This is a genomic window from Tenacibaculum sp., from assembly GCF_050290165.1.
In the GTDB taxonomy this organism is placed as follows: domain Bacteria; phylum Bacteroidota; class Bacteroidia; order Flavobacteriales; family Flavobacteriaceae; genus Polaribacter.
In genome coordinates this window covers 548,795-564,702 of record NZ_JBNKHD010000015.1, presented here as the reverse complement: position 1 = coordinate 564,702, position 15,908 = coordinate 548,795, and the positions used below count along the sequence as shown (strand labels likewise).

At 30.0% G+C, this 15,908-nt stretch carries 19 protein-coding genes; 8 read left to right on the top strand and 11 right to left on the bottom strand.

From position 1 onward, the window contains the following. The first annotated feature begins 278 nt into the window (after positions 1-278). From ACQY6M_RS13915 to ACQY6M_RS13905, 3 genes are read left to right on the top strand one after another with little or no spacing between them, the layout of a single operon-like run. Positions 279-920, top strand: a complete 642-nt coding sequence (locus ACQY6M_RS13915) for a DUF4159 domain-containing protein (protein ID WP_428742491.1) — start codon at positions 279-281, stop codon at positions 918-920. Further along, positions 904-1,821 carry a bile acid:sodium symporter family protein gene (locus ACQY6M_RS13910; RefSeq protein ID WP_428742490.1) on the top strand — a complete coding sequence of 306 codons (918 nt, stop codon included), beginning with the start codon at positions 904-906 and terminating at the stop codon, positions 1,819-1,821. Before ACQY6M_RS13915 ends, ACQY6M_RS13910 begins: the two co-directional genes overlap by 17 nt. Further along, positions 1,818-2,864 carry a lysophospholipid acyltransferase family protein gene (locus tag ACQY6M_RS13905; RefSeq protein WP_428742489.1) on the top strand — a complete coding sequence of 349 codons (1,047 nt, stop codon included), beginning with the start codon at positions 1,818-1,820 and terminating at the stop codon, positions 2,862-2,864. The genes ACQY6M_RS13910 and ACQY6M_RS13905 overlap by 4 nt, the downstream gene beginning before the upstream one ends. On the opposite strand, the gene ACQY6M_RS13900 is transcribed toward ACQY6M_RS13905, so the two are convergent. The 4 genes from ACQY6M_RS13900 to ACQY6M_RS13885 all read right to left on the bottom strand — a co-directional run bounded on the left by ACQY6M_RS13900 (position 2,845) and on the right by ACQY6M_RS13885 (position 8,184). Continuing rightward, on the bottom strand, positions 2,845-5,769 hold the full coding sequence (locus ACQY6M_RS13900; RefSeq protein ID WP_428742488.1) for a glycoside hydrolase family 3 N-terminal domain-containing protein: 2,925 nt from the start codon (positions 5,767-5,769) through the stop codon (positions 2,845-2,847). The two genes, ACQY6M_RS13905 and ACQY6M_RS13900, sit on opposite strands and share 20 nt — an antisense overlap. Positions 5,770-5,845: 76 nt before the next feature. After that, entirely contained in the window at positions 5,846-6,331 is a 486-nt protein-coding gene (locus tag ACQY6M_RS13895; protein WP_428742487.1) for an ABC transporter ATPase, read from the bottom strand. 94 nt (positions 6,332-6,425) lie between these two features. Continuing rightward, on the bottom strand, positions 6,426-7,256 hold the full coding sequence (locus tag ACQY6M_RS13890; protein WP_428742486.1) for an exonuclease domain-containing protein: 831 nt from the start codon (positions 7,254-7,256) through the stop codon (positions 6,426-6,428). A gap of 73 nt (positions 7,257-7,329) precedes the next feature. Continuing rightward, complete coding sequence (locus ACQY6M_RS13885) at positions 7,330-8,184, bottom strand: PPK2 family polyphosphate kinase (protein WP_428742485.1); 855 nt, start codon at positions 8,182-8,184, stop codon at positions 7,330-7,332. A 146-nt stretch (positions 8,185-8,330) separates the two neighbouring features. Here ACQY6M_RS13885 and ACQY6M_RS13880 point away from each other — a divergent pair, with 146 nt between their 5' ends. The 3 genes from ACQY6M_RS13880 to ACQY6M_RS13870 all read left to right on the top strand — a co-directional run bounded on the left by ACQY6M_RS13880 (position 8,331) and on the right by ACQY6M_RS13870 (position 10,028). Next, positions 8,331-8,873: a flavodoxin family protein gene (locus ACQY6M_RS13880; RefSeq protein ID WP_428742484.1), complete on the top strand. Its 543-nt coding sequence runs from the start codon at positions 8,331-8,333 to the stop codon at positions 8,871-8,873. 79 nt (positions 8,874-8,952) lie between these two features. Next, positions 8,953-9,231: a putative quinol monooxygenase gene (locus tag ACQY6M_RS13875; RefSeq protein WP_428742483.1), complete on the top strand. Its 279-nt coding sequence runs from the start codon at positions 8,953-8,955 to the stop codon at positions 9,229-9,231. 5 nt (positions 9,232-9,236) lie between these two features. After that, positions 9,237-10,028, top strand: coding sequence for a helix-turn-helix domain-containing protein (locus ACQY6M_RS13870; protein WP_428742482.1), 792 nt, complete (start codon positions 9,237-9,239; stop codon positions 10,026-10,028). Here the strand turns inward: ACQY6M_RS13870 and ACQY6M_RS13865 are convergent. Genes ACQY6M_RS13865 through ACQY6M_RS13840 form a run of 6 tightly spaced genes read right to left on the bottom strand, consistent with a single transcriptional unit; the run spans position 10,025 to position 13,528 of the window. Continuing rightward, entirely contained in the window at positions 10,025-10,780 is a 756-nt protein-coding gene (locus tag ACQY6M_RS13865; RefSeq protein WP_428742481.1) for a LytR/AlgR family response regulator transcription factor, read from the bottom strand. The two genes, ACQY6M_RS13870 and ACQY6M_RS13865, sit on opposite strands and share 4 nt — an antisense overlap. 17 nt (positions 10,781-10,797) lie before the next feature. Further along, positions 10,798-11,109, bottom strand: coding sequence for a 2TM domain-containing protein (locus ACQY6M_RS13860; RefSeq protein ID WP_428742480.1), 312 nt, complete (start codon positions 11,107-11,109; stop codon positions 10,798-10,800). A gap of 6 nt (positions 11,110-11,115) precedes the next feature. Further along, complete coding sequence (locus tag ACQY6M_RS13855) at positions 11,116-11,406, bottom strand: 2TM domain-containing protein (protein ID WP_428742479.1); 291 nt, start codon at positions 11,404-11,406, stop codon at positions 11,116-11,118. 16 nt (positions 11,407-11,422) lie between these two features. Continuing rightward, entirely contained in the window at positions 11,423-11,713 is a 291-nt protein-coding gene (locus ACQY6M_RS13850; protein WP_428742478.1) for a 2TM domain-containing protein, read from the bottom strand. Positions 11,714-11,718: 5 nt separating this feature from the next. Continuing rightward, positions 11,719-13,071: a 2TM domain-containing protein gene (locus ACQY6M_RS13845; RefSeq protein ID WP_428742477.1), complete on the bottom strand. Its 1,353-nt coding sequence runs from the start codon at positions 13,069-13,071 to the stop codon at positions 11,719-11,721. A 40-nt stretch (positions 13,072-13,111) separates the two neighbouring features. Beyond that, positions 13,112-13,528, bottom strand: coding sequence for a DUF2141 domain-containing protein (locus tag ACQY6M_RS13840; protein ID WP_428742476.1), 417 nt, complete (start codon positions 13,526-13,528; stop codon positions 13,112-13,114). 151 nt (positions 13,529-13,679) lie between these two features. On the opposite strand from ACQY6M_RS13840, the gene ACQY6M_RS13835 reads away from it, so the two are divergent. Together ACQY6M_RS13835 and ACQY6M_RS13830 are read left to right on the top strand one after the other, a co-directional pair. After that, the gene (locus ACQY6M_RS13835; protein ID WP_428742475.1) at positions 13,680-14,174 is read left to right on the top strand and encodes an RNA polymerase sigma factor; all 495 of its coding nucleotides are present in this window, start codon (positions 13,680-13,682) and stop codon (positions 14,172-14,174) included. Positions 14,175-14,178: 4 nt separating this feature from the next. Continuing rightward, the gene (locus ACQY6M_RS13830) at positions 14,179-14,832 is read left to right on the top strand and encodes a hypothetical protein (protein ID WP_428744964.1); all 654 of its coding nucleotides are present in this window, start codon (positions 14,179-14,181) and stop codon (positions 14,830-14,832) included. Between the two features lie 35 nt (positions 14,833-14,867). Here ACQY6M_RS13830 and ACQY6M_RS13825 read toward each other — a convergent pair whose 3' ends face one another. Next, complete coding sequence (locus ACQY6M_RS13825; RefSeq protein WP_428742473.1) at positions 14,868-15,887, bottom strand: threonine aldolase family protein; 1,020 nt, start codon at positions 15,885-15,887, stop codon at positions 14,868-14,870. Positions 15,888-15,908 lie beyond the last annotated feature (21 nt).

Genomic DNA, 15,908 nt, shown 5'->3' with positions numbered 1-15,908 from the left:
TTTTTTATTAAAAATTACTTTTCTCTTTCAACAGGTAACAAACTTTTTTACAAAAATTTATCCCAAAACGTCCAGATTGGACGATTTAGGACTGCTGATTAGTTTACTTAAATTATATTCACTACATAAATTTACAATTAATTGAAAAACAAGAAATTTTCAATGTAATGTACAATTTACATTTAAGGGGAAAAGAAAACACCAACAATTTTATTGTTGGTGTTTTTGTTTCTCTTTTTACTATATTGCTTCTTAATCATATCATTACAAAAAAACAAATGAGAATTATTTTAGTCTTACTCTTTTTATCAAACTTTTCTAATCTTTTTTCTCAACAAATTGCAATTATACAGTACAAAGGTGGTGGTGATTGGTATGCTAACCCAACCGCTTTACCCAATTTGATAGACTTTTCAAATACTAACGCAAAAACTCAAATAGATAAAAACATACAAACAGTAAAATTGGATGATGAAGCTATTTTTAATTATCCCATAACTTTTATTACTGGGCATGGAAATATTTTTTTTACAGAAAGTGAAATCAAAATTTTGAGAGATTACTTAACTTCAGGAGGGTTTTTACATGTTTCAGACAACTATGGTCTGGATCAATATATTCGTAAAGAATTAAAAAAAGTTTTTCCTGAAGTAGAACTACAAGAGATTCCAAAAAATCATCCTATCTACCAACAAACTTTTTTGTTTCCTAATGGACTCCCTAAAATCCATGAACATGATGGAAAGCCTCCTAAAGGCTATGGTCTCTTTCACAATGGTAGACTTATTGTTTTTTACGATTACGAAAGTGATTTAAGTGATGGATGGGAATCTCCAGAGGTACATAATGACCCCCAAGATGTTAGGGAAAAGGCGTTAAAAATGGGAACAAACATTATAGAATATGCCTTTAAGCATTAATTATCCACAAATAGATGATATTAAAATAAATTTTGATACTGAAGCCTTATGGATGTTAAATATAGCTTTGGCTATAATCATGTTTGGGATTGCTTTGGATATTAAAATTGACGATTTTAAAAGGTTAATCAATAATCCTAAAATTTTGTTTGTAGGTTTATTGTCTCAGTTTATTTTATTACCTCTATTAACATTTGTTCTTGTATATATACTAAATCCTTATCCAAGCTTTGCATTAGGTATGATTCTTATTGCTGCATGTCCAGGTGGAAATGTTTCCAATTTTTACAGTAAAATGGCCAATGGTAATGCCGCTTTATCTGTAAGTTTAACTGCTTTTGCAACCATTATATGTTTAATAATGACTCCTTTAAACTTGGAATTGTGGGCTAGTTTGTATGAACCTACAAATCTGATTTTGAAAGATGTTTCATTAAATCCTTTTGAGTTATTTAAATTAGTATTACTCATTTTAGGAATTCCAATTGTTTTAGGGATGTTGGTTAATCACTTTCATCATGAAATGGCAAAAAAAATAAACAAAATATTACGCCCTTTCTCAATTTTCTTCTTTCTTTTATTAATTGTGATAGCCTTGTATGACAATGTAGATATTTTTAAGATTCATATACATCATGTGCTTTTCTTAGTTATTTTTCATAATATTTATGCCTTTGTAATAGGTTATATTACTGCGAAATTATTTAAGTTAAATAAAAAAGACTGTAAAACAGTTACCTTTGAAACAGGTATTCAAAATAGTGGATTAGGTTTATTATTAATTTTTAGTTTCTTTGACGGCTTAGGTGGTATGGCTTTATTAGCTGCTTTTTGGGGTGTTTGGGATATTTTTTCTGGAATGGCACTCGCTACCTATTGGGGAAGAAAAAACAATAGATGAAAACATTTATATATTACTTTTTTAAATTTTATGTTAGAGTAGGTTTATTTTTTTACTATAAAAAAATAACTGTTATAGGCAATAAAAATATACCTAAGGAGGGAGCAATTGTCTTTGCTTCTAACCACCCTAATGGTTTGCTTGACCCTTTATTAATAGCCACACATACAAAAAGAAGAACAAGCTTCTTAGTACAAGCAGCTATTTTTAACAATCCTCTTGTGGCCAGTTTTTTCGATTTATTAGGAATGATGCCTATTTATCGAATTAAAGACGGAATTAAACAATTAAATAAAAACGAAGCTATCTTTAATAAATGTGAAACTTTATTAAAAGATAACAAAGCGCTATTAATTTTCCCTGAAGGAAGTCATAATAAAAATAGAACCATTAGACCTTTAAGTAAAGGGTTTACACGAATTATTTTTAAAACGTTAGATAATTCCCCTAATACTCAAATTCATATTGTTCCTGTTGGCATTACATATCAAAACGCTTCAAACTTCCCTTCCAAGTCTGCCATCAATTTTGGAACTCCAATTTTGGCTAATAATTTTTATGATAAGGAAAACTTCAATCAATCTGCTAAAATCATCAAGGATCAAGTTTATAGTCAGTTAAAAAAACTAAGTGTACACATAAAACATGATGAAAATTACAATGCTGTTTTATCAAGTTTAAATAGTGCTCAAGTTGATTTTACTCAAGTTAACACTGTTAATTCAATAATTAAAAAGAAGAATTATCCTGAAAAGAAAAAGCGCAGTAAAAACTACGCTTTTCCATTATTATGTCTAATTATTTTAAATAGTATTGTGCCTTTTTCTATCTGGAAAATGATTAGTAATAAAGTTGATGAATTTGAATTTATTGATACTTTTCGCTTAAGTATAAATGCTTTTTCATTCCCTATCTTTTATGGTATTCAAAGCTGGGTTATCTATCTACTTTTTAATTGGCAAATAGCGTTCATTTACTTTATAAGTTCTTTTCTGCTAGTGTTTCTTTATGTAAAATTATCTCCTACTCCGCCATCAAAATAGCATCTTGAATGTCTTGTTGAATTTTGGTACGGATATTACTTTTAACTAAACCGTAATTTTTCATCGTAGGATATATTCTATTAGATAAAAACACATAAACAATACCTGTAGCAGGATCTGCCCATGTATAAGTACCTGTAAAACCACTATGTCCAAAGCTTTCATTAGAAACACAACCACAAGTTGCTTTTATATCTGGATTTAATTGCGGCTTATCAAAACCTAGACCTCTTCTAACCTTTTTGTTTTCATAGTAACGTTTGTTAAACTTATGTATCGTTTCAGGTTCAAGATATCTCTTACCTCCGTAAGAACCGTCTTGTAAAAACATCTGCATTATTTTTGCTACATCGTTAGCGTTTGCAAACAATCCTGCATGACCACCTACTCCACCTAACATAGCTGCTCCCATATCATGCACATAACCGTGCACTAATTGATGTCTATAATAATCATCTTTCTCAGTTGGAACAATTTCACTTTTATCAAATTTATTTAATGGCAAATAAGTCATTCTATCTGCTCCTAATGATTGATAAAACCGTTCATCAACCAACTTATTTAAGGGTCTTTTGTACTTTCTCTCTAAAATTTCTTTAAATATGTAATACCCTAAATCACTATACTTATACCCTGCTCTTTTTCGTAGTTCTGAATCTACGATATGCTTATAAATGGAATCTCTATAATCCTTTGCTAAATACAGGTTTTGAGCTACTTTAATATTAAAACGCGGAGTACGTTTTTTTCTATAATATTTTGAAGAATTCTCCCCTGTTTTTTCATCTTTAGTATCTAAATAAAAAGGTATCCAAGAACGAAGACGTCCGTAATGAGATAGTATTTCTTTTAATAATAAGGTGTCTTTATTAGAGTCTTTATAACGAGGTAACACATCACCTAAGCTAGAAAATAAACTAATTTTTTTCTCTTCTTCTGCTTTCATTATCATTGGTAACGATGCTAAAATTTTAGTCAGTGAAGCTAAATCATACACATCTGAATTTTTAACAGCTCTATTTTTTAACAACGTGTGATATCCGAAACTTTTGTTATAAATAACTTTACCGTTTCTAGCTACTAAGATTTGACCTCCTGGTGACATTTTTTCACTTAAAATAGTATCTATACGTTTATCAATGATTGACAATTTTTCTGAAGATACTCCTGCTTCTTCAGGAATGGTATACTGTAATACATCTAAACCTTCTACATTTAATCCATCACCTACCTTAAACTCATTTTTTATTGACACCGGTAATTTTCCTTTCAATTCAAATGCTCCAAAAAGTGCTTGTGCAGAAAGTTCTTGAGATAACTTACTATTTTGATAAGATACTATAACTCCTTCTATATTATTAAACGATGGTACCTGTAACAAACTGTATGGACTAGCAAAAGCATCTAAAACTATCTTATTATTTCTAGCTATTTCTTGTAACCAAACTAAGTCTTTATTTGAGAACTTATAGCTCTTCCATGGATTCTTATTCGATTTATGAAAGCCTACAATTACTAAATTATATTTTTCTAGTTTTTGCAATAAAACATTCAAATGCTTTTCTGATATTTTATCAACCTTTGTATAATTTTTAAGCATTTGGTAAAACTCTGTTCCATCATCATCTCCTAAAGAAACATAGGCTACCTTTTTATCTTGAAGGTTTTTAATGGGAAGAATACCTTCATTATCTTTTAATACCGTAATAGAATTTTTAATCAACTTTCGATACAATACCTCATCATAAGGTGAGTTTAAATCTTTTGAAAGATGTTCAGTCACAATAGGTTTATACTTATTTAAACCTACCAAGTACTTCGCCTTCAATATCTTTTTTACTGAACGATTTAAACGCTCTTCGGTTAATTTTCCGTCTTGTATTGCTTTTTTAATCAATTTTACAGAACCAGGTATATCTTGAGGTATCAACAATAAATCATTTCCTGCCATGATAGCTGCTAAATCAATTTCTGCTGAAGTTGAATAATTCGCAGCTCCTTTCATATTTAATCCATCTGTTATTACCAATCCTTCAAAACCTAATTTATGTTGCAACAAATTTGTCACAACATTTTTTGATAATGATGAAGGTAATTTTGGATTTGTTTCTAAAGCAGGAATGCTTAAATGTGCTGTCATCACACTAGCCACTCCTCCTTTAAATAGCTTTTTATACGGATACAATTCAATTGAGTCTAATCGTTGCTCATTAAAATTGATTACTGGTAAGGTTTGATGCGAATCAGTTTCAGTATCTCCATGCCCAGGAAAGTGTTTTGCATTAGCCAATACACCTACTCCTTGCATACCTTTAATAAAAGCCTGTGCTTTTTGTGTTACATTTTCTTTGCTTTCGCCAAAAGAACGATTTCCAATTATTGGATTATTAGGATTGGTATTTACATCCACTACGGGAGCAAAATTCATGTGAATTCCAACTCGTTTACAATGCTCTCCTATTCTTTTACCTACTTCTTTTAATAATACTGTGTCTTTAATCGCCCCTAAAGTCATGTTCCAAGGGAAACGATATGTATTTTTCAATCGCATATCTAAGCCCCATTCTCCATCAAATCCAACTAATAAAGGAACTTTTGCTAACTCTTGATATTTATTATTCAATACAACTTGTTTCTCAGGAGTCCCTTGCATAAAAATAAGATTACCAACATGATACTTTGTTATCAGGTTAGAAATAAAATCTTCATGGGTTTTATCTTTATTTGAATACGCTTGTACCATGAATAATTGTCCTATTTTTTCATCAATAGACATTCTTTTCATGATACTATCTACCCAAACATTTTGTTTTATGGGGTCTTTTGCCAACAACGGATCTACTTGTTGAGCTTGTAATAGTTGTATAAAAATAAGAGCTAGTAAAGTAAGTGCCTTTTTCTTCATATATCTTACGCCTTTAAGCTTATGGCATGAATTAAATTAAAAGTTAATGTTGTTTTTTACAAGGTAAAATCAATAGTTATACCAAAAAGCGCGCGTGCCAACTTTGTTTTGCTGGTACTTCCCATTTAGTTTCAAAATCTTTTTTAGTATTCACCATATTGTTAAATACTACAGTTTCAGAAGTTATTTTTTGCTCTTTTGCAAAATTTTGAAACTCCGTAAGCTTTACGATATTGATATTTTCTCCGTCTTTAAAAGAAATATTCATTTTGTCCATTAAGTCCAAATTCAATTCTTTTTCCAACTCTTGTATAAAACGTACTGAGGCATCAATTGAACAACCAGAAACATTGTTAAAGTTCTCATCTACTCCTAATACTAAAAACTGATTGTATTTAATCGTAAAAGATCCTTTTAAATCATCTCCATGACGTGTCCAGTTATCAATAAAAATAAGTGCTTTTGCACTTATGTGCTCTATCTCTTCTTGTGTAAATTCTCTATCGGATTGATACACCCACACTCTTGAATTTTGTGGTAATTTTTTATATTCTGTAAACATTTTTATTTTTGATATTAATTCATTTATAATACACCCATTTGGCTCTCTAAATTAGAAAACTAGCAAGGGTACTCCTAATAATAAATGTTAAAGATTATCTTAAATTAAACTTTTGTTGTAAGGCTTGAAGCTTTTCCTCATCTGTCATGGTATTCTTTTTAGGCGCAGACATTCGCTCTTTGATTTCTCGTAATACCTTTTTAGTATACAACGGAAAATCTGCATTTTGAATCCATGCATTATACCCTGGGTTTTCTTTTAATACCTCTTCAACCGTTCTTCCTTTATATTTCCCAAAAGAAAAAATTTCTTGATCATCATCATTAAACAAAACAAAACCTGCAAAATCAGCTCTTTTTCCATGAGTAGAAAATTCGCTTAATGCTTCTACTGTGTTCTCTAAATCGTCATACTTATCTACCTGCGCTAACAAGATTTCATAAGTTGCATTCGTATCTGCCTCTGCTGAATGTGCTCCTTCTAAATCTTTTCCGCAGTAAAACTGATATCCAGCACTTAAAGTTCTCTGCTCTTTTTTATGAAAAATAGTTTGAACATCAACTGCTTTACGGTTATTCATATCAAAATCTATTCCTGCTCTTAGTAATTCTTCCGCTAATAAAGGAATGTCAAATCTATTTGAATTAAACCCTGCTAAATCTGCATCAGCTATCATTTCATTTATTTGTGATGCCAACTCTTTAAATGTAGGTTCTGTTACCACCTTTTCATTAGTAATTCCATGTACTGCAGTTGCTTCTGCTGGTATTTCAATTTCTGGGTTTACCAACCATGTTTTACTTTCTTTATTTCCATTTGGATAGACTTTTAAAATTGATATCTCTACAACTCTATCCTTTGCTATGTTAATTCCTGTGGTTTCTAAATCGAAAAATACAATGGGTTTCTTTAAATCTAACTTCATTCTCTTAATTATGGGGTTCTATACAAAAGGTTTTACAAGATGTTTTAATTTAAATCACATCTTCTCCTTTTTATTATTCGTTGTTTAATTGTTCTTTAAATTCGTGTATTTGATCCAACACTTTTTGTGGTAATATTGGCTCTTTAAAATTATACTTTTCTAATTCTTCTTGCAAGGTTTTTGCTACAATATATTGAGCTGTTGGTTTATCATCTGCTGGTATTACATACCACGGAGCATAACCTGTTGATGTTCTTCGTAGTAAATCTTTATAGCAATCTTGATATTTATCCCACAATTTGCGCTCCTCTAAATCTCCTTCTGAAAATTTCCAGTTCTTTTCTTGAATGTTTAAACGACTTAACAATCTATTTTTTTGCTCTTCTTTTGAAACGTTTAAGAAAAATTTTAAAATAATCGTTCCATTATCAGTAATATGCTTCTCAAACTGATTGATACGTTCCATTCTATTATGATAAAACTCATCCGTTAAATCATCTAAGCTTTTTATAGTCGGAATATTTTCTGCAAAGACATACTCAGGGTGCACTCTCGTAACCAACACATTCTCGTAGTGAGTACGATTAAAAACTCCTATTTTCCCTTTAGCTGGTAACGCTATATAATGACGCCATAAGAAATCATGCTTTAGCTCAATACTTGTAGGTACTTTGAAACTATGTACCACTACTCCACGTGCATTTACATCTTTAAACACTTCTCTAATCAAGCTATCTTTTCCAGCTGTATCCATTCCTTGCATGCAAATCAATACACTATACTTTCCTTCTGCATACATGGTATCTTGCAACTCACTTATTTTTTTTCGTGATTTTTTTAATTTCTTTTTTGCTTCTTCAATCACTTCTTTAGTCGAAAAATCTTTTAAATCTTTTACTTCAGAAAATATATATTTATGTATGTCCATTAATTTTTCTTTATAGCATAAAAGTACAAAATGTAGGCTTTTTTGCATTGATTTTTTCTTGGTTATTATCAGTTCTTACAATTATGAACGCTTTTACCTCAAGAATTATTTTTAGAGCTTTATAACATCAATTAAACTTTAAAACAATGAAAAACACAGTTATCATACAAGCAAGTTCAAAAAGCAAAGGCAACACCCATAAAGTTATTAACTACCTCAACAACAATCAAGGGTTTGACGTTATCGATTTAAAAACAAAGAATATTGGTTTTTTTGAATACGATTTTAGCAATGCACACGATGATTTTATTCCACTAATGGAAGAAATCATCAGCAAATATGAGACTATTGTCTTTGCTACTCCCGTATATTGGTACTCTATGAGTGCTACTTTAAAAATATTTTTTGACAGGTTATCTGATTTACTTCACTACAAAAAAGAATTAGGAAGACAATTAAGAGGTAAGAATATGGCTATGATAAGTAATTCTGGAGAAAACGATTTAAGAAATGGTTTTGAAATGCCTTTTAGAGAGAGTGCTAAATATTTAGGCATGAATTACCTTGGTGATGTTCATACATGGTTTACTAAAGATGGCAATGAAATTCATCCTGATGCAAAAGTTAAAATTAATGAGTTTAGAAATATTTTTGCTGCTAAAAATTTTAAGGATGTTTTAACCCTTTAAAATTTTAAGATGTCGTTTTTTTACAATTTATAAGAAACCCCTGATAGTACTTTTGAGTTTTAATTTTTAATTCATTACAATGCAAAAAGTAATTATAGCTCAAATAGCAATTCAACAAGGAAAAGAAAACGATTTTTTAAAATTGGCTGAGGAAATGGTAAAAACGAGTAACGCTGAAACAGGATGCATTACCTATCAATTACATAAAGATTTATTTAGTGAAGGTAATTATTTGTTTTATGAAGAGTATATTGATAGCAAAGCTGTAGATGCGCATAATAACTCTAATCACTTTCATCAATTTATAAAGGATATTACTCCTTTAATTACCAAAGAGCCTATTATAAACATTTATTAATCTAAATGAGTGTAAAACACTATAAACCATCAAAATACCTATCTCCTTATATTGATAGGTATTTTGTTTGTTCTCAAACCAAAAGCCTGCCCTTAATTTTACCTGGCACTGGCTTAGAAGTACTATTTCACATTGATACTCCTTTATCCATCAATAACAACAAATTAGACGTTGCTCATGTTATTTGCCCCAGAGAAAAATTAATTTTTGATTCGACAAACAACGTAAATTATATTTCAGTACGCTTTCATAGTGGTGGTTTTAGACACTTTACTTCAATACCACATACACATATTATAAATCAATATTTATCCGTTGAAGAAATATGGAAAAAAGAAGGCAAAGAACTTTTAGATATTCTTTCTTCATTACCTAGTGTAGAGGAGAAAATCAAACTGATTGATTTCTTTCTATGCAATCAACTAAAAAAACATCACTATTCTGATCTAGTTAATTGGGATTTAGTAATTAAAACTTTATACAAAAACTTTAATTCAATATCTCTTCATGAATTGGCATATCAAAGTAACCTGAGTTACCGTCAATTTGAACGTATTTTTAAACAAAAGTTCGGAGTCTCTCCGAAAAAATTTCAACGAATCACTAGGTTACAAAAAACCGTAAAGCAAGTATTACTTACAAGTGATAAACATTATTTGTCTACTGCCTTAGATAATGGTTATTACGACCAGAGTCATTTCATACGAGAATTTCAAAGTTATACAAGCCTTAAACCTTCAGAGTATTTTGTAACTAAAAACTTTGAAAACCACTTTTATTACAAACCTTTAAACTAGTCTATCCAGTTTTTAAAATCTTTTACTCGTTCACGACTTACAATTATTTCTGTTTCATCATAAGAATGTAACTTTAACTGTAATCGAGAGTTTGTATAAGATACCATATCTTTTATTGCATTAATATGCACCATAAAAGTTCTATTAGCGCGAAAGAATTGCTCTGGATCTAATTGTTCTTGCCAATGTTCTAATGAATTATCTATCAAATAACTTCTATTAGAGTTTGTATGTATATAAGTAGCTTTATTTTCTGAGTAAAAGCACTCTATTTCATCTATGTGAATTATTTTTAAGTGCTGCCCTACTTTAATCGTAAATCGCTTTTTATATTTTCTATCAATCGGATTAATTAATAGTTTACGAATTTCATCAACATTAACCTTTAGTTCTGTCTGCTGTGGTCTATTCTCTTTAAACTTGTTAACAGCAACTTCTAACTCATCTTCGTCAATAGGTTTTAATAAATAATCTATTGAATTTAATTTAAAAGCTTTTAAAGCATATTCATCATATGCTGTTGTAAAAATAATCGCTGATTTTACGTTAACTTCTTCAAAAATTTCAAATGACAACCCGTCAGAAAGTTGAATATCTAAAAAAATTAAATCTGGATGCTCATTGTTTTGAAACCAATTAATGGCTTCTTCTACAGAATGCAGCATGTTTTGTACTTCAATATTCAGTTCTGCCAACATTCTATTCAATCTTCTTGCTGCTGGCTTTTCATCTTCAATAATTATAACATTCATAGTTTAATTTTCAGCTATTATTTATCCATGTATTCTTTAATCTTACGCTCTTCCCAATCTTTACTAAAAAGGCTTTTTACTCCGAATACCCCTAACCAATGGAACAGCATTCCTATTCCCCAAAAAACCCAAGTTCCATAAACTCCAAAGTTGGTTATAGCTTCTGTAAATGTATACTTATCTTCATTCATTAATCCAACAATAATTACTATGGAGATAAATATATTAACTGCTACATAAATTAGTAAATGTCTATAAAAGCCTTTTATTTTATCTACTCTTTTTTTTGCTAGTAAATATCTTTGTTCTTTTGAATAATCTCTTTCCATTGTATTCTATTTTTTATTTTCCTCCATTAATTCTCTTATCTTCTTTTCTTCCCATTCTTTTCCTAGACCTACTTTATCAAAGCCAAAAACTCCTAGCCAGTGAAAAAATACTCCAAACAACAAGCCTGTTACAGCGAAATAGAACCAATGAAACTCTGGAACAAACTTTAAGTTAAAGAAAATTAAGGCTGGTATTAGTAAAGCAGTTACAAACACATGGATATAAAACCCTCTAATTTTTTCTACTCTCTTTTTGGCTTTTAAATATTTTTGCTCTTGTGTGTAATCTCTTTCCATTTTTTTGTTATGTTTTTTATTTTATACCTTCTCTCATTAGTTCTTTTATCTTCTTTTCTTCCCAATCTTTTCCTAAGCCTAATCTATATCCTCCAAAAACCATAAACCAGTGTATTGATAAAATTATTAACATACCCATTATTGCATACCAGAAGAAGTAAAAACTAGGCACAAATAAAATGTTAATGGTAGTTACTACAACTAAAGAAAGTATTGTTACAAATAAGTGTATATAAAACTTTTTTATTTCTGTAACCTTCTTTTTTGCTCTTATATATTTTCTCTCTTGTATATAATCTCTTTTCATCTTATTTATAATTCTTTATCTTCTTCCATTAATTCCTTGATTTTTCGATCTTCCCAGTTTTTACCTAAGAATAAATTATAATTGCTTACATCTAAAAAATGGAAAAGCAACCCTATCCCCCAACCTATCATAGGAAACCAAAACCATTGAAACTTCGAATATGTTTTTAAATTAATGAATATTAAAAATGGTATTACTAAACAATACGCTATTAAATTTTGATAAAACTCTTTTAATTTTTCTACTCTTTCAACAGCTTTTACATACTTGCTATTTTCTAAATTATCTGTATTAATTGTCATGTTTTTTGATTTTGTTAACAGTGGCAAACTCACTGTGAATATTTTATTATTGTTCGTTATTTCCACATTCCTATCGGTAATTAATCCATAACGATCAGCTATATTTCTCAACCCTACTTTGGTACTTATACCAATAGCTTCTTTAGGATTTATATTATTTTGGACTTGTAAAAATCCATCTTGTTCAAAAATGTGAATATCCAAAGGTTTAGATACCGAAACCACATTGTGCTTTACTGCATTTTCTAATAATAATTGAAGTGATAATGGAACAATTTTTAATTCTGGATTACTAATTTTATCAGACACTGTAAATGTCACTGCTTCTTCAAAACGCATTTGTAACAATTCCATATATGTTTTAGCAAACTGCAATTCTTCCTCAATTGGCACTAACTCTTTATTACGTTGTTCTAATACATAGCGATACACCTTTGAGAGTTTGGTTGTAAACCTTTCTGCTTGTTTTGGATTTTCACTTATTAAAGAAGTCAACACATTTAAACTATTAAATAAAAAATGTGGATCAATCTGACTTTTTAGAGTTTCAAACTTTGCGGTTTCTGTTTTGGCTACAATTTCATGTTGTGTGGTTTCTTGTTTCAAAGATGCTTTCCAGTTTACCATGAAACCTCTTGCATGAAAAAAGGTAGCTATTCCTAACGAAAGTATGATTATGAATAGATGCATCCATAAAAACTGCCCTTTAAAAAAATCTTCAATATTATTATTGAAAATTACAAAGTACTGTATATAATGAATTAACAAAACAGCTACTATTGTATATAGTACAGTTGTTATAATTCCTGACCAAACTCTTTGAGTCGTTTGGGTTACCCAATCCCATTTTGTATTCAAATAATCGTTTATTAGTCCATTCCCTAGCCCTAAAACAAAAGAATACAATCCAGAAAATAAAAACACCAATCCCGCTTCTTTTAGAGTAAATGCTCTATTTAATAGCGTAAAAAAGATTCCGAAAACAATGGTGAGTTTTAAACAAACCCAAACATCTTTTTTAAAATTTTCAAATGCTTTTTTTGATGGTGCTTTCATCTTTCTATTATTCTTTAATTATGAATGTTTACTACAATTTTTAAAATCTAATTTCGAAAGATACATCTTTATCTTCAACTAAAAACTTTGCTTCTTCATATTGAGGAGGACCAAAACGTGATAATCTGTTATTTGTAGCTCCATAATCTTCTAAAGGCATACCATTGGGTTGAAAGTCCATTTTATCATTAGCATTAGCATCATGAAAACAAATAATAGCATATTCACCCGAAGGTACATTTTCAAAAACTACAGTACTCTTTCCTTCTTTGATAATTGATTTTTGAGCTTGTAAAGGCTTCTTTCTAAAGTTATCTTTAGTATATAAAGCATACTTTACTGTTCCCTTATCTGAAGTTGCATTTACAACTGTTGCTGTAATTTTTTGATTTTGGGCAGATACTTTTTCAATAGTAAACAATGCTGCAATAACTAAAATGTGTATTAAAAATCTCATTGTATTATTTTTTATGGTTAATTATACCACAAATATCTACCAGACACTTAAACTATAGAATAAAAAACAACCGAACTGTATTATTTTTAGGATGAGTTGTAACAATTTGTATTTTTGGGCTACTTATAACATATCAACTGTAATAAACTTAGTGGAAAAAGAACTAGAAAATAAATTTTTAAACGATTTTGAAGCCAATCAAAACATTGTGCATAAAGTGTGTAGAATTTACACAACTAATCAAGATGCACATAATGATTTGTTTCAAGAAATTACCATTCAGCTATGGAAAAATTATAGCAAGTTTAGAGGAGATGCAAAGTTTAGTACTTGGATGTATCGAGTAGCTTTAAATACTGCTATTTCTTTATACAGAAAATCAACTAGAACAGTACAAACACAAGATATTACTGAATATTCTTTTAAAATTAAGGCAGAGGATTATGACGACACAGAAGAACTACAGTTGAAGGCTTTATACAATGCGATACGACAATTGAACGATATTGATAAAGCGCTGATATTTTTGTATTTGGAAGATAAATCTTACAAAGAAATCTCGAATACTCTAGGTATTAGTGAAGTAAATGCTCGTGTGAAGATGAATAGAGCGAAGGATAAATTAAAAAAGGTATTAAACCCATAAATTAATGGATTTAGATAAATATAAAAAAGCTTGGGAAAATCAACCAGAAGAGACCAACAAAGTTTCTAAGGTTGATATTTATAAGATGGCACATTCCAAGTCATCATCAATAGTAAAATGGATTTTTATTATTGGAATATTGGAACTTATTTTTTGGGGTGGTTTAAACCTCGTATTTGTAGGATCTTCATACTCTGAAATATATGAAGAGCTTCATTTAAATGCTCTTGTAAAAGTTAGCATATACCTACACTATTTTGTTATAACACTATTCTTAATTCTTTTTTACAAAAATTATAAATCTATCTCAATCTCTGATAATACAAAAAAGCTTATCAATAAAATTCTAAACACTCGTAAAACGGTTAAATACTACGTATACTTTAACCTTATTTACATGGTATTAGCAAACATTGTTATTATGTGCTTCATTTTTTATGATTTAGATGGGCTGATACAATACTATAATAACCACGGAATAGCATCTTCAGCTATTAATAAAAATCAATTAGTGGTATCTTTAATAATTGCCATGACAGTAACACTAAGTTTTATGTTCTTAATTCTATGGTTGTTTTACAAAATAATATATGGTAGACTACTTAAAAAACTTCATAGAAATTACAAAGAGTTAATTAAATTAGAAGATATAAACTAAAAAGAGAGGTTGCAAAAACAACCTCTCTTTTTAGTTTATAATGATTTTAACTCTTGCAATAACTTATCATGCATCTCGTCAGTATAATCTAAGTGGGTAACTATTCGTATCTTTCCTTCTCCCATAGAAATCAACAAAACGCCTTTATCTGCAATTTTTTTCATAAAATCATCTGGCTTTATTGAATCATTTACATAAAAAATAACAATATTCGTTTCAATAGACTCCACCTTCTTCACATACGAACAGCTTTCTAGTGCCTTTCCTATTTCTTTTGCTTTTTGATGATCTTCAGCTAAACGCTCTACTTGATTGTCTAACGCATAAATTCCTGCTGCTGCCAAAAAACCCGCTTGTCTCATTCCTCCACCAAACAACTTACGCACACGTAATGCTTTTTCAATATGCGCTTTGCTCCCTACCAAAACAGAACCTACAGGAGCCCCTAAACCTTTCGATAAACAAACCGAAATCGTATCAAACAATTCTCCGTATTGTTTCGGAGTTTCATTTTTAGCCACCAAAGCGTTGAATAAACGTGCTCCATCTAAGTGATAAGTTAAATCATTACTTTTAGCTACTTTTTGAATTTTCTGTAACTCTTCAAAATCCCAACAAGCTCCACCTCCTTTGTTCGTTGTATTTTCAACACACACCAATCTACTATATGGGGTATGAATATCATTTCTACCTCCTACCAAACTCTCTAATTGCTCTGCAGTAAACATACCTCTATCACCATCAATCAAACAAGAAGTTACTCCTGCATTAAATGCAGCTCCACCTCCTTCATAGTTATACACATGAGCCCATTTATCACAAAACATTCTATCTCCTGGTTGCGTATGAATCTTTATAGCTGTTTGGTTTGCCATGGTTCCCGAAGGAAAAAATAGTGCAGCTTCCATTCCAAACATATCAGCTACTTTTTCTTGTAACAAATTAACTGTCGGATCTGCTTTAAAAACATCATCTCCTACCTTAGCATTCATCATTGCTTCCAACATTCCTTGAGTTGGCTTCGTTACAGTATCACTTATTAAGTTTATTTCCATTTCTAACTACGATTTTTAAAA